This window comes from Nocardioides korecus, from assembly GCF_054778395.1.
The window spans coordinates 255554-269703 of sequence record NZ_BAAGZO010000004.1; the positions used below are offsets into that span (position 1 = coordinate 255554).

A 14150-nucleotide genomic window follows, 5' to 3' on the forward strand; every position below is an offset into this window, starting at 1 on the left:
CCGGGTGCGGCCCGTCGACCTCGCGGTGGACGTTTCCGGAACAGTACCCCGTGACCCGCGTTCTCAGTAGCTCTTCAGGTCGTCGACGAGCCAGCGATTTCCCTGCTGCTTCATCGTCATCGAGACGCGGTTCTGGAAGATCTGGGGGTCCTGACCGGGCTTGGTGGAGAGCTGGTTGACGAAGACCAGCACCCGCGCGACGCCCGGCTGGACGTCGACGAGGCCCGAGCCGAGCACGGTCGAGGCGACCACGGTCTTGGACTGCACGGCTGCGCCCGGGCTGCCGTCCTTCTGCTTCTCCAGCAGGGCGAAGTTCGCGAGGTACTTCTTCTTGAACGACGGGGTCAGGTACGCCGACGCCCGGTCGCGGTCGGCAGGGAGCGTCTTGTAGTTGTAGGAGAGCATCGCCTTCGCGGCGCGCTCGGCGGCGGTCGGCGCCTCGTCGCGGGCGTCGGCCTCGCGCGCCTGGTCGCGCACCTGGTTCCCGAAGTGGACCGCCAGCACGACCGCGACCACGGCCAGCAGCGCCAGCACGACGGCCAGGGCGGCCTGCAGCACGCTCGGTCGACGCGACCGGGCCGGCCGAGCAGCGCGGACCCGCTCCTTCTTCCGAGGCGCGTCCTCCTCCGGGGAGGGGGTCGTGGAAGTCGACGTGGACTCCCCCGCCTCCGACCGTTGGTCGGCCTGCGGGGCGACGGCCGTCGAGGCGGCACCCGCGGTCACGGGGACTGCGGTCGTGGCCGCAGGCGCGGCGGGGCCCGACGTCGCGGGCTCCCCCGACGCGTCGAGCTCGGCGTCGTACTCGCGGCGACGATCGGGGTCCAGGAGGACGTCGGCGGCCTCGTTGAACATCCGGAACTGCCCGGAGCGGGCACCGGGCTCGAAGGTGTCGGTGGCGTGACGCCAGGCGGACTTGATCTCCTCGGGCGAGGCCTCGCGGCTCACACCGAGGACGTCGTACCAGGTGAGGTTGGTGGTCATGATGGTCTCCCGTGCCTAGTTGACCGGGTTGAAGTCGTCGACGAGCCAGCGTCCCTGGACCTTCACCACGTCCACCGTCCAGCGGTAGTGGTGCTCCACGTCGCCCTGGTTGGTGGTCACGCTCGCGTCGTGCACCACCAGGACGGTGGCGGAGTCGGCGTCGGCGTTGGCCACGCCGGTCAGCACCAGCTTGCCGGTGCCCTTGACCTTGGCCGCGGAGTAGGTCTGCTGCAGCACCTTGAAGGTCTGGTCGTTCTTGGCCTTGGCCTTGGTGGTCAGCAGCTGGTTCACGGACTTGATGTAGCCGTCGAAGTTGGACCCGTCGACCTTGTCCATCCGCAGCGCGAACTGCCCCGCCGTGGCGGCCGCACGCGACCGGTCCTGGTCCGAGACGTCCTGGTCGTGGGCCTGACGGCCCCACCAGGCGGCGAGTCCGGCGCCGGCCACCAGCACGAGCGCCAGCAGCGCCACCAGGGCCCACCACCAGGGGCTCGAGGTCCTGCTCGTCCCGGGGCGTCGAGCATCACCGGGGCCGTCGGCTCCGGCGGTGAGGTCCTGAGGCACTTCTACTCCTGGTCGGTGTCCACCGACGGCGAGAGCAGCAGGCTCTTCCAGGAGTCGGCACCGTAGAGCTGCTCCGCACCGCCGTCGTAGGCGATCTTGGCGCTGTTGTCCTGGTCGGCCCAGGACACCTTGCCGGTCTGGGAATCGTACGTCGCGACCGGAGCGCGGTAGTCGGCACCGACCCGGTTGGCCGGCGTCTTCTCAGCCCCACGGGGGTTCTTGCTGCCGTCCTTGCAGCCCACGTTGGTCGGCATCGGCCGCTCCGAGAGGTCCTTGGGGCTGCGCGGTGCGACGTAGCCGGCCTTGCAGATGGCACCGCTCTGCTGGAGGATCAGCCCGAACCTGGCGTTGTAGCTGTTCCCGGTCTTCTGGGCGACGGTGAAGCCTCCGGCCACGACGTACGGGTAGACGATCAGCAGCTGCCGGATGCCGTTGAGGTGCTTGACCACGATCTGGTTGGTGGTCACCAGGTTGTTGATCAGCTGGCCGAGGTTGACCCGGTTCTGCTGCAGGAAGCTGCGCAGCTGGTTGGCGGTCGCCGAGCCGTTGTCGATCAGCTTGCGCAGGTCGGCGTCGCTGCCGGCGAGCGTGCCGGTGAAGAGGGCGAGGTCGCGGGAGAAGCTGCGGATGTCCGAGCCCTTGTCGACCTGCGTCTGCAGCACCACGCGCGAGTCCCGGATCAGCGCGGAGGTGGTCGCGAAGTTGTCGTTGGCCGTGCGGATGAAGGAGTTCGAGGTGTCGATGATCTGACCCAGGCTCGGACCCGCGTCCTTGAACGCGGCCCCGGACTCGGCGACGACCGTGCGCAGGTCCGACTGCGGGACCGACCGGACGAAGGCGTCGAGGTTGGTCAGCAGCTCCTGCGGCGGCACCGGCGTGCGGGTCTCCGGCTGGGCGATCTTGGACCCGTCCTTGAGGAAGGGCCCGCCGTTCTTCTGGGGCTGGAGCTCGACGTACTGCTCGCCGACGGCCGACTTGTTGCCGACCACGGCGAGGGTGTCGCTGGGGATCTTGTCGTACTTGTTGTCGATGTCCAGGACGGCGTCGACGCCGTTCTTGGTCAGCTTCATGTCGCTGACCCGGCCGATGCCGACGCCGCGGTAGGTGACCTCGGCGCCGGTGAAGATGCCACCCGACTGGGCGAGCTCGGTGTTGACCGCGTAGGAGGTGTTCATGACCAGGCGGTCCAGCTTGGCGTAGCGAGCGCCCACGAAGGACACCCCGACCAGGGTCAGGATGACGAAGGCGATCAGCTGCTTCTTGGTGCGTGCGGTGATCATCGGACCGTTGCCACCCCCTGGAGGAGCATCGTCCCGATGCCCGGGTCGAGACCGTACTTGCTGAGCCCGAACGGGTCGATCGGCTCGGCCTTGAGCGTGCCGCCGGGGGCGGTGCGGGGAAGGGTGACACCGGTGCCGGCGAGACCGCCGCTACCGGAGGACCCAGAGCCAGAGCCGCCGGTCAGGGCGCCCCCGACCTTGCCCAGCGTCCCGTTGAGCAGCTGCTGGATCTGCTTGGCGCTGAGGATGTTCAGCGTGTCGAGCAGCTTGGTGACGTAGTCCTTGGTGATCAGGCCGGCAATGTCCTGCACGCTGGGTGCGCGGCAGTTCTGGACGGCGGCCTTGAGGAGCTGGTCGACCAGGTCGTCGTAGATGGCCTTCTTGAGCTTGGTGAGCTCGGGGCCGGTGATCAACGGGTTGTTGGGCAACGCGTCGGCAGCGTTCTGCGCCGCCTTGGTCAGGTTGTCCTTGGTGGTCTGCCGGATGGTGTCGAGCGTGTCGCAGACCGGGCCGGTGGGCAGCGTCGGCAGGTTGAGCAGGTCGAGGTTCAGGTTGACCGACAGGTTGGTGTAGTCGCCCATGTGGAGGTTGCGGGCGACCCGCGGGCTGCGGCCGACGGCCTCGTCGACGAACGGGTAGGTCAGGAAGACCTGGAAGGACTTCGCCAGGTTGTCGCCGGCCCGGGAGAAGCTCTGCAGCACCGGGTCGAGGTCCCGCAGGGTGTTGATCGTCGACTGCTTCGAGGCCTTGATGACCCGCACCCCGACACCGCTGAGGCGGGTCAGCGACTTCAGCAGCTTGACCAGGTCGGCGCGCTGGCGGTTGACCGAGGCCAGGGCCGCCGGGACGTCGTCGAGGGTGTTCTTGATCGTGGTGTCCTGCTTGCGCAGGTTCGCCGCGAGGCGATTGGTGTTGTCCAGGGCCAGCACGATGGAGGCCTTGTTCTTGTCCAGCTGCCCGATGAAGCTGCTCAGCTGGGTGATCAGCGAGCGGGCCTGGGTCTCGTTGCCGCTGAAGGCGTTGTTGAGCTCGGAGACGATCGTCTTGAGCTGGCCGACGCCGCCACCGTTGAGGAGCAGGGAGAGCGCACCCAGCACCTCCTCGACCTCCGGGTTCCGACCGCTGTTCTCCAGGCCGATCGTGTCGCCGTTGCCGAGCTTGGTCGAGCTGGGGTCCGACGGCTTCTCCAGCGAGACGAACTTCTCGCCCAGCAGCGAGGTCTGGCGGATCTGGGCCCGCGCGTTGTCGGGCAGGTCGATCCCGTGCGGGAGCGCGAGCGTCACGACGGCGACGTAGCCCTTGAGGTCGACCTTGGTGACCTTGCCGACCGAGACGTCGTTGACCTTGACCGTCGACTGCGGGACCAGGTCCAGCACGTCGCGGAACATCACCTTGACCGTGATCGGGTTGCTGCCGACCTTCGGACCGCCGGGGAGCGGCACGTCGTAGATCGAGCAGCCCGACAGCGTCAGCACCGACACCAGCAGACCGACCAGGCCGATCAGGGCACGCGTCGAACGTCGACGCACGGGACGGGCGCTCATCGCTGCACCTCCAGGAGTCCACCGAGGGATCGGTCGACGGGTTCGACGGTGCGGGGACCGGACGAGGTCGAGCCGGACAGGGCGGCAGCGCGGCCGTTGCCGGTCGGCAGCGACTTGCTGCCCAGGACGTCGGTCAGCGTCTTGTTGCCCAGGACGCTGGTCAGTGCCTTGCAGGCAGCGGTGTTCGGGCCCTGACCGGTCAGGGTGCAGAGCACGGCGGCCGGGTTCTGGCGCAGCTGGTTGAACAGCTCGCCGGTGTTGTCGCGGACGTCGAGCGTGCCGTTGTGGACGTTGCCGGCGAGGAACAGGTTGTTCAGGGCGCCGGGGGCCACGCGCAGGATCTCGTCGAGCTGGGTGCGGCGCTTGACCAGCGTCCCGGAGATCTTGTTCAGGCCCGAGATGTTGCGCGTCAGCGAGGACCGGTTGTCCTTGACGAACCGGCGGATCTCGACCATCGCGGTGGCCAGGTTCTTCAGCACCGCCGCGAGCTCCTGGCGCTCCCCCGCGAGCAGGTTGGCCCCGCTGGCCAGGGAGTCGTTGAAGTCACGGACCGTCTTGTCGTTGGTGGCCAGCGTGTTGGTGAAGTTCTCCACCTTGCTCAGGGAGCTGAACAGCGCGTCCTTGTTGTCGGCCAGCGTCTTCGTCAGGGCGCCGAAGTTCTTCAGCGTCTTGTTGATCTGCACGCCCTGGCCACCCAGGTTGCGGGCGGTCGAGTCGAGCAGCCGCGTGAGCGGACCGACCCCACCGGCGTCGACCTTGTTGGCCCCGTCGGGACCCAGCGCCTTGGTGAGCGTGTTGAGGCTGCCGAAGATCTGGTCGAGCTCCAGCGGCGTGGCCGTGCGGTCCATGCCGAGGGTCGTGCCCGACCGCATCACCTGGCCCCCGGTGTAGGCCGGGGTCAGCTGCACGAACCGGTCGCCCACGATCGAGGGCGAGATGATCACGGCCTTCGCGTCGGCCGGGACCTTGTACTGGGAGTCGAAGTGCAGCTTGACCCTCACCGAGGTGCCCGCCGGGGTCACGGTGTCGACCTTGCCCACGGGCACGCCGAGGATCTTGACGTCGGAGCCCTCGTAGAGGGAGACCGAGCGCGGGAAGTCGGCCGTGACCTGGGTCTGGCCCGACCCGGGCCAGAAGACAGCCAGGAGCGCACCCACCAGGGCGATGACGACCAGGACCCCGATGATCGGGTTGACCTTGCCCAGGCTCTTCATCAGTTCCCTCCCACGGCGGTCGGTGAGGTGCCGGGCAGCGAGGGCAGCTGCGTCAGCGCCGGGGTGGGCGGCAGGTTCGCGATGTAGGTGTCGAACCAGGGACCGGTGCCGAGGAGGTTGGCGAAGACCCGGTAGAAGGGGGCCATCAGGCGCAGGCTCTCGTCGAGGTTGTTCTGGTTCTTCAGCAGCACGTCGACGACGCCCTGCAGGTTGCGCAGGGCCGGCTTGAGGTCGCCGCGGGTCTGCCGGATCAGGGTGGTCAGCTCCAGGGAGAGCCGGTTGGTGGAGACCAGCAGCGTGTGCACCGCCTGGCGGCGGGCGACCAGCGCCCGGAGCAGGATGTCGCTGTTCTTCATCAGGTCGACCAGGTCCTTGTCGCGGTTCGCCAGCGTGCCGGAGACCGTGTTGAGGTTCTGGAGCAGCTCACCGATCTGCTGGTCGCGGCTGGCCACGGTCTGGGAGATCCGGGAGAGTCCGCGCAGCGTGCCCTGGAAGGCCACCGGGGTGTCCTTGGTCAGGGCGGCCAGCGTGTCGAAGGACTTCGCCAGCCGGGTGGTGTCGATCTTCTGGGCGCGGTCGGCCAGGCCCGAGAAGGCCTGCACCACGTCGTACGCCGACCGGGTGCGCGACTTGGGGATCATCGCGCCCTCCTTGAGCTGGCCCGGCCCCTTGGGGATCAGCGCGACGTAGTTGGCACCGAGCAGGGTCTTGACCTTGATCTGCGCGCCGGTCTGGTCACCGAACTTCGAGGGCGTGTCCACCTTGAAGGACACCACGACGCTGTTGCCCTTGAGCTCGATCCCGGACACCTTGCCGACGCGGACGCCGGCGATGCGGACCTCGTCGTTGGCCTTGAGGCCGCTCGCCTCGGAGAAGGCGGCCTGGTAGGTGGTGCCACCCCCGATCAGGGGCAGGTCGGAGGCCTTGAAGGCTGCGATGAGCAGCAACAGGATCACGGCGATGCTGATGGCACCGATCGGGACAGGGTTGCGCTCGCGGAAGGGGACGCTCATCCGAGGTTGCACCTCGCATCCTTGCCTAGCTTGCTGGTGTCGTACTCGATCAGCCCGAACGACTGGCCCGCGACCTTCACGTTGCCCTGGAACTGGCAGAGGTAGAAGTTGAAGAACGAGCCGTTGATGGCCGTCCGCCCGATCTTGGCGAGCTTGATGGGCAGCACCTGCATCGCCCGGTCGAGCTCACCGCGGTTCTTGTTCAGGTTGCCCGCCACCGAGCGCAGGCCCTTGACGTCGCGCACCAGGGAGGGACGGATGCCGACGGCGAGGTCGGAGGTCTGGTTGGCCAGTGCGGACACCGAGTCCAGCGAGCCGAGGATCGCGTCCTTGTCCTGGACCAGGCCCGCCATGAAGCGCTGGAACTGGGTGATCAGGGAGTTGAGCTGCTTGTCGCGGCCCGCGAGGGTGCCGAGCACGGCGTTGAGGTTGTCGATGACCTGACCGATGACCTGGTCGCGGTCGGCCAGGGTGTTGGTCAGCGACGCCGTGCTGGTCAGCAGCTGGGTGAAGTTGCCACCCTCGCCCTGGAAGACCTGGACGACCTCGGCCGAGAGCTTGTTGATGTCGGCCGGGGACAGCGCGGCGAACAGCGGCTTGAAGCCGTTGAACAGCACGGTCAGGTCCAGCGCCGGCTGGGTGCGGCTGAGCGGGATCGTGGCGTTCGCGGGCAGGGCCGTCAGGTCGCCGACGCCCTGCGTCAGGGACACGTAGCGCTGCCCCACCAGGTTGCGGTAGCGGATCGTGGCGGTCGAGCTGCGCGTCACGGTCGCCTTGTCGGCGACCGAGAAGGTCAGCTCGGCGTCGGTCCGGTTGACGATCTCGACCTTCTTGACGCTCCCCACCTTGACGCCGGCGATCCGGATGTCGTCGCCCTTGGTGACGCCGGTGGCGTCGGAGAAGACGGCCTTGTAGTCCCGGGTCGACTCGAACGACAGGTTCCCGATCAGGACCACGAGCACGCCGGTGGCCATCGAGGTCACCACGAGGAAGATCACCAGCTTGACGAAGTCGCCGCGGGTCTTCTTGTCCAGGATGCTCATCCGACGCTCACCTCCGTGCCGGCCAGGGCCGGGGCGTAGAGCAGCGAGGCGACGTCGGAGACCTGGTCGACCGGGATCCCCATCGAGGGGGCCAGCAGCGAGTTGATCATCGCCTTCTGCGACGCGGTGCCCGAGCTGCCGACGGTCAGGCCGGACTGGCGGCCGGTGGAGGCGCCACGGACGCCGAAGCCGGTCGCCGTCCGCTGGTTGTCACCCTTGCCGAGGCCGTTGGCGCCGTCGTTGATGTTCGGGAAGTTGCCGCCCCGCGGGTAGTACGGGATCGGCGGGCTGGGCAGCTTGGCGCAGTTCGGCCCGTTGTCCGCGCCGTAGACCGGCCGGTCGGCCGAGGTGTAGGAGCGCGGCTGCTGCGGGAGCAGCTGGAGGTTGATGTGGAAGATGAAGTCGCGGAACGTGTTGCCCAGGCGGGGGGCCTGCTTCACGATGCCCTCCAGCAGGCAGGGGTACTCCGGGGCGTAGCGCCGGAGCAGGGCCACGATCGGCTCGCTGAGCTGACCGAGCCGGATGATGTTGTTGCCGTTGTCGTTGAGGAACCCGGTCGTCGTGTCGGAGAACGCGGTCAGGTCCTTGAGGAAGGAGTTGAGCTTCTGCTCCTTCTCGCGCAACGTGTTGCCGGTCTTGGTCAGGTTGCGCAGCGTCGCCGCCAGCTGGGGCGTCACGTCGGCGTACGTCCCGGTGACCGAGGCGAGGAGCTTGATGTCCTGGATCAGCGCGGGCACCTGGGGGTTCATCCGCTTCAGGTAGCTGTCGAGGGTGACGATCGTCTGACCGATCTTCGCTCCCCGGCCCTCGAGGGCGTCGGCCAGCGCGGTGAGGGTGTAGTTCAGCTCGGCCGGCTGCACCGTGCGCAGCAGCGGGTAGAGGTCGTTGAGGACCGCCTCGACCTCGGTGGGGAGCTTGGTCTGACCGATCGAGTCGCCGGACTTCAGCGCCGTCGACGACGGCTGCGACGGGATGGTGAGCTCGACGTACTTCTCACCGAAGAGGGTCTTGGGCAGGATCGAGGCCGTCACGTTCTTCGGGATCTCGTTGATCTTGTCGGGCTGGAGCCCCAGCTTCAGGGTCGCGCCGCTGCCGGTCGAGGTGACCTTGGTGACCTGACCGACGATCATGCCGCGCACCTTGACGTCGGCCCGCGCCGGCAGCTGGAGACCGACGTTGTCGCTCTTGGCCGAGACGGTGTCGAAGCTGGTGAACTTCTGCCCGAAGGCGCCCGCGGTCGCCCAGACGGCCAGGGCCAGCAGGCCCAGGAAGACCGCGCCGAGGAAGCGGTGGTTCATGAGGTACTTGCTCATCCCGCCAACCTCACGCTCGTCGTGGACCCCCAGATGGACATGGACAGCAGCAGGTCGATGACGTTGACCGCCACGATCGAGGTGCGGACCGCGCGACCGACCGCGACGCCCACGCCGGCGGGGCCGCCGCTGGCGGTGTAGCCGTGGTAGCAGTGGATCAGGATCACGACCACCGAGAAGACCAGCACCTTGCCGAAGGACCAGAGCACGTCACCCGGAGGCAGGAACTGGTTGAAGTAGTGGTCGTAGGTGCCGGGACTCTGCCCGTAGTAGTTGATCACCGTCAGCCGGGTCGCGAAGTACGACGCGAGCAGCCCCACGACGTACAGCGGGACGATCGCGATCAGCCCGGCGACGATGCGGGTGGTGACCAGGTAGGGCATCGAGGGGATCGCCATCACCTCGAGGGCGTCGACCTCCTCCGAGATGCGCATGGCGCCCAGCTGGGCGGTGAAGCCGCAGCCGACGGTGGCGGCCAGGGCGATGCCCGCGACCAGGGGGGCGATCTCGCGGGTGTTGAAGTACGCCGACACAAAGCCGGAGAACGCCGCGGTGCCGATCTGGTTGAGCGCGGCGTAGCCGGACAGGCCCACCTGCGCACCGGTGAAGAAGGTCAGCGCCGTGATGACGCCGACCGTGCCCCCGATGACCGCGAGCGCACCCGAGCCGAGGGTGACCTCGGCCAGGAGACGCATGATCTCCTTGGGGTAGCGGGTCACCGACCGGGGCGTCACCCGGATCGCGCGCAGGTAGAAGGCGAGCTCCTCGCCCATCCGGTCCAGGCTGCCCAGAGGCTTCGCGTAGACCTGCTTGAGGTTCGGCATCGTCGTCACCCCGTCTTCGGCGGTATGAGCTGGAGGTAGATCGCACTCACCACGAGGTTGACCACGAACAGGAGCAGGAAGGTGATGACCACGGACTCGTTCACCGCGTCACCCACGCCCTTGGGACCGCCGCCGGCGTTGACACCCTTGTACGCCGCGACGACGGCCGCGATGAGCCCGAAGATCAGCGCCTTGATCAGGCCGACCCACAGGTCCGGCAGCTGGGCGAGCGCGGTGAAGCTGGCCAGGTAGGCGCCGGGCGTGCCGTCCTGGAGCACCACGTTGAACACGTAGCCGCCAGCCACGCCGACCACGGTGACCAGGCCGTTGAGGAACACCGAGACCAGCATGGCGGCCAGCACGCGGGGAACGACCAGGCGCTGGATCGGGTCGATCCCGAGCACCATCATGGCGTCGAGCTCCTCGCGGATCTTGCGGGCGCCGAGGTCGGCCGCGATGGCCGAGCCGCCGGCACCGGCGATCAGCAGTGCGGTGGCGATCGGCGCCGCCTGCTGGACGACCGCGAGGACCGAGGCCGATCCGGTGAAGGACTGCGCACCGAACTGGCGGATCAGGCTCCCGACCTGGAGCGCGATGACCGCGCCGAACGGGATCGAGACGAGCGCCGTGGGCACGATCGTGACCGAGGCGATGAACCACGCCTGCTGGATGAACTCGCGGGTCTGGAACGGCCTGCGGAACAGCTGGCGGACAGTGTCGAGGAAGAAGGCGAACAGCTTGCCGGCGGTGCCGATCGGCTGCAGGACCCTCTGCGCGGTGACTGAGGCCATCAGCCGCTCACGCCCCGGTCGTCATGGACATGTTCTGCTCGAACGACCCCGGGGGCGGCTCGATGCCGTTCTCCTTGCACCAGGCGCCGGGGGCGCGCTGGCTGCGGCGGGGCTGTCCGTTGGAGGGCTCGAGCTGCATCGGGATCGGCGGCAGCGGCGGCAGGTCCATGTCCTTCTCGGCCTCGAGCTCGTCGGCGTCCTTCTCCTCCGACATGCCGATCGGACCCACGACCTGGGCGTTGAGGAACTGACGGACGACCGGCTCCTCCGAGGACAGCAGCATCTCGCGGGGCCCGAACATGGCCAGGTGCTTGTGGTAGAGCAGGCCGATGTTGTCGGGCACCGTGCGCGCGGTGTTGATGTCGTGGGTGACGATCAGGAACGTGGCGTCGATCTGGGCGTTGAGGTCGACGATCAGCTGGTTCAGGAACGAGGTGCGGACCGGGTCGAGGCCGGAGTCGGGCTCGTCGAAGAGCACGATCTCGGGGTCGAGGACGAGGGCGCGGGCCAGGCCGGCGCGCTTGCGCATGCCGCCGGAGATCTCGCCGGGCAGCTTGGTCTCGGTGCCGATCAGACCGGTGAGGTCGAGCTTCTCCATCACGATCTTCTTGATGTCGGACTCGGACTTCTTGGTGTGCTCGCGCAGCGGGAAGGCGATGTTGTCGTAGAGGTTCATCGAGCCGAACATGGCGCCGTCCTGGAACAGCACCCCGAACAGCTTGCGGATCTCGTAGAGCTCCTTCTCGGGGCACGAGGCGATGTCGACACCCTCGATCACGACGCTGCCCCGGTCGGGCTTGAGCAGACCGATGATCGTCTTCAGGAGCACCGACTTGCCGGTGCCCGAGGGACCGAGCATCACGCAGATCTCGCCCGCGGGGACGGTCAACGTCACGTCGCCCCAGATGAGCTGCTTGCCGAAGCTCTTGGTCAGGTCCTTGATGTCGATCTCAACGCCCATGTGGCCCTCTCCCTCTGCTCCCTGTCACCCGCTGCCGCGCACCAGTCCGGTGGGGCGGCACGCGCGGCTCTCCCGGACCACGCGTACCAACGAGTAGCCAACGGCTAAGTTACGCACAGATGACACGGTTCGTGTCGGTGTTGATCAAGTCGTCTCAGGAAACACACGTGCACCTGTGGGTCCCGGCCGCGCGTGTAGGGGACCACACCAGGTGGGCAGACGACAACGGCCGCCCCGGACGAGATGTCCGGGGCGGCCGTCGGCCGGTGCGCGCTCACCCGAGGGCGGGCACGCACCTGGGGATCACTTCAGCGACACCTTGGCGCCGGCGCCCTCGAGGGACTCCTTGGCCTTCTCGGCGGCCTCCTTGTTGACCTTCTCCAGGACAGCCTTGGGGGCGGACTCCACGAGGTCCTTGGCCTCCTTCAGGCCGAGGCTCGTGAGGGCGCGCACCTCCTTGATGACGTTGATCTTCTTCTCGCCGGCGGACTCCAGGACGACGTCGAACTCGTCCTGCTCCTCCTCGGCCTCGGCAGCGCCGGCACCGGCGCCAGCGGCGGCGGCCACGGCGACGGGGGCGGCGGCGGTGACGCCGAAGGTCTCCTCGAACTGCTTCACGAACTCGCTGAGCTCCAGGAGGGTCATCTCCTTGAAAGCGTCGAGCAGCTCGTCGGTGCTGAGCTTCGCCATGGTGGCGTTCCTTTCAGTGGTGGTGCGGCTCTCGCCGCAACCGGGATGTCAGGCCTGGGTGCTCTCGGTGGCCTCGGTGGTCTCCTCGGACGCGGGCGCGTCGTCGGATGCAGCAGCCTCGGCCTCGGGGGCCTCCTCCGCTGCGGTGTCCTCGGCCGCGGCAGCCGGCGTACCGGCACCGCCCTTGAGGATCGTGGGGTCCTGCTGCGCCTTCTCCTCCAGGGCGCCGGCGAGCCGGGCGACCTGGGCGAGGGGGGCGTTGAACAGGTAGACGGCCTGGCTGAGGGAGGCGAGCATCGCGCCCGCCATCTTGCCCAGGAGGACCTCGCGGGACTCGAGATCGGCCAGCTTGGCGATCTCGGCAGCCGCCATCGGGGCACCGTCGACGAAACCGCCCTTGATCACGAGGGCGGGGTTGGCCTTGGCAAAGTCACGCAGACCCTTGGCCGCCTCGACCACGTCACCGCTGATGAACGCGATGGCGGTCGGGCCGTTGAGGAGGTCGTCGACGCCGTCGACACCCGCCTGCTTGGCAGCGATCTTGGTCAGCGTGTTCTTGACCACGGCATAGTGGGCGTTCTCGCCGAGAACCCGCCGCAGTTCCTGCAGCTGCTTCACGGTGAGACCGCGGTACTCGGTCAGCACAGCGCCCGAGGAGTCGTTGAACGAGTCGACGATCTCCGCGACGGCTGCTGCCTTGTCTGGCCGCGCCATGGGTCTCCTTCCAGCTGGTGCACAGTCGTGTGCTGGTCGTCGCGCAGGTTGCGCGGCTCCCGAGCCTGGGACCGGACGTGCAAGACGCCCTGGTGCAGGTGCACCCAGGGCGTCGGAGGAGGATCTCGTCTGTCTCGGTGTCACCTGCGCTGGTCGTCCGCATCGCTCTGCGGACCTTCGGGACGTCGATGCCTCGGGTGAACGAGACGTGACGGCCGGCCGGCGGTCTTCGGCTACAACCAGGAAGAGTACGGGGTGGGTCGGCGTCCGGCCAAATCGGCCGGGGCCGGGGGCCTCAGGAGCCGGTGGTCGCCGTCGCGCCGGGCACCCGCGTGGTCGTCTGCGAGGCGGGCGGGGCCTTGATCGTGACCGGCTTGCCGAAGTCGCGGAAGGTCGTCGTGGTGGTGACGGTGTTGGACGCCACGGTGACGACCCCGGTCTGCTTGCGGACCAGGTCCTGGTCGTCGACCCACATGTCGTAGGCGACCTGGGGCGGCAGCACCTTCGCGACCCGCGGGTCGGTGCCCAGCGCCTTGACCAGCGCGTCGCGCGGGACCACGACGCGGTAGTGGGTGGTGCTCACGCCGCCGACCTGCTCGGTGCCCTTCGCCGTCACCTTGGCGGCGGCGTCCATCGCCTTCAGGACGCGCCCGGGGTCCGCGGTCGCCCCCATGGACCCCAGCAGCGCACCGGGGCCGGTCTTGTCGGTCGGGTCGATCTCGAGGTACTTGGCGCCGAACTGCGGGGACTTGAGGTAGAGCTTCCCGCCGACCAGGATCGCCTCGGTCCTGCCGGCGCCGGCCACCTCCTGCGTCACGTGGGACGCGGGCGGCGAGGTGGACAGGTCGACCTCGCCCTGGCCGGTCGAGCGCTGGGCGCCGAACGCGACGGTGACGGCGAAGCGGGCCGTGCCCGCCTTCTTCAGGGCGTCGTAGACACGCGTCCCGAAGTCACCGGTCGAGAGTGCCCCCTGGGCCGAGGACGACGCCGACGACGACGCGCTGGCGGACTCCGACGCCGAGGGGCTCGAGGAGCTGCCCGACGAGGACGCACCGGAGGAGGAGCCTCCTGCGCCACTGCCGCACCCGGCCACGAGGCCGAGCGAGAGCACGGGAGCGGTGAGCAGGACGGTCAGGCGTGAGCGACGCACGGGGGTACCTCCGAGAACGGGACCGGGGCGGTCAGCCTAACGACTGACCGCCCCGGTGACCGGTGCAT

Annotated in this window: 14 protein-coding genes; all 14 read right to left on the minus strand. The window is 68.4% G+C overall.

Annotated elements, in window-relative coordinates; translation table 11 throughout:
* Positions 1-63: 63 nt before the first annotated feature.
* The 14 genes from ACYVDA_RS09710 to ACYVDA_RS09775 all read right to left on the minus strand — a co-directional run bounded on the left by ACYVDA_RS09710 (position 64) and on the right by ACYVDA_RS09775 (position 14082).
* Entirely contained in the window at positions 64-981 is a 918-nt protein-coding gene (locus ACYVDA_RS09710) for a J domain-containing protein (RefSeq protein ID WP_460817719.1), read from the minus strand.
* Positions 982-996: 15 nt separating this feature from the next.
* A complete protein-coding gene (locus tag ACYVDA_RS09715; protein WP_460817720.1) occupies positions 997-1545 on the minus strand; it encodes a hypothetical protein in 549 nt (182 codons plus the stop codon).
* A gap of 2 nt (positions 1546-1547) precedes the next feature.
* Positions 1548-2825: an MCE family protein gene (locus ACYVDA_RS09720; protein WP_460817724.1), complete on the minus strand. Its 1278-nt coding sequence runs from the start codon at positions 2823-2825 to the stop codon at positions 1548-1550.
* Positions 2822-4369: an MCE family protein gene (locus ACYVDA_RS09725; RefSeq protein ID WP_460817727.1), complete on the minus strand. Its 1548-nt coding sequence runs from the start codon at positions 4367-4369 to the stop codon at positions 2822-2824. Before ACYVDA_RS09725 ends, ACYVDA_RS09720 begins: the two co-directional genes overlap by 4 nt.
* Entirely contained in the window at positions 4366-5583 is a 1218-nt protein-coding gene (locus tag ACYVDA_RS09730; RefSeq protein ID WP_460817728.1) for an MCE family protein, read from the minus strand. The genes ACYVDA_RS09725 and ACYVDA_RS09730 overlap by 4 nt, the downstream gene beginning before the upstream one ends.
* Positions 5583-6596: an MCE family protein gene (locus tag ACYVDA_RS09735; RefSeq protein WP_460817730.1), complete on the minus strand. Its 1014-nt coding sequence runs from the start codon at positions 6594-6596 to the stop codon at positions 5583-5585. Before ACYVDA_RS09735 ends, ACYVDA_RS09730 begins: the two co-directional genes overlap by 1 nt.
* Positions 6593-7639, minus strand: a complete 1047-nt coding sequence (locus tag ACYVDA_RS09740) for an MCE family protein (protein ID WP_460817734.1) — start codon at positions 7637-7639, stop codon at positions 6593-6595. Before ACYVDA_RS09740 ends, ACYVDA_RS09735 begins: the two co-directional genes overlap by 4 nt.
* Positions 7636-8952, minus strand: a complete 1317-nt coding sequence (locus tag ACYVDA_RS09745; RefSeq protein ID WP_460817737.1) for an MCE family protein — start codon at positions 8950-8952, stop codon at positions 7636-7638. Before ACYVDA_RS09745 ends, ACYVDA_RS09740 begins: the two co-directional genes overlap by 4 nt.
* A complete protein-coding gene (locus tag ACYVDA_RS09750) occupies positions 8949-9776 on the minus strand; it encodes an MlaE family ABC transporter permease (protein ID WP_460817740.1) in 828 nt (275 codons plus the stop codon). The genes ACYVDA_RS09745 and ACYVDA_RS09750 overlap by 4 nt, the downstream gene beginning before the upstream one ends.
* A 5-nt stretch (positions 9777-9781) precedes the next feature.
* Positions 9782-10567: an MlaE family ABC transporter permease gene (locus ACYVDA_RS09755; protein ID WP_460817744.1), complete on the minus strand. Its 786-nt coding sequence runs from the start codon at positions 10565-10567 to the stop codon at positions 9782-9784.
* A gap of 7 nt (positions 10568-10574) precedes the next feature.
* Positions 10575-11528, minus strand: coding sequence for an ABC transporter ATP-binding protein (locus ACYVDA_RS09760; RefSeq protein ID WP_460817746.1), 954 nt, complete (start codon positions 11526-11528; stop codon positions 10575-10577).
* 303 nt (positions 11529-11831) lie between these two features.
* On the minus strand, positions 11832-12218 hold the full coding sequence (gene rplL, locus ACYVDA_RS09765; RefSeq protein ID WP_460817749.1) for a 50S ribosomal protein L7/L12: 387 nt from the start codon (positions 12216-12218) through the stop codon (positions 11832-11834).
* 48 nt (positions 12219-12266) lie between these two features.
* Entirely contained in the window at positions 12267-12932 is a 666-nt protein-coding gene (gene rplJ, locus ACYVDA_RS09770) for a 50S ribosomal protein L10 (protein ID WP_460817752.1), read from the minus strand.
* 295 nt (positions 12933-13227) lie between these two features.
* Positions 13228-14082, minus strand: a complete 855-nt coding sequence (locus tag ACYVDA_RS09775; RefSeq protein ID WP_460817755.1) for a LolA-like protein — start codon at positions 14080-14082, stop codon at positions 13228-13230.
* Positions 14083-14150: the final 68 nt, after the last annotated feature.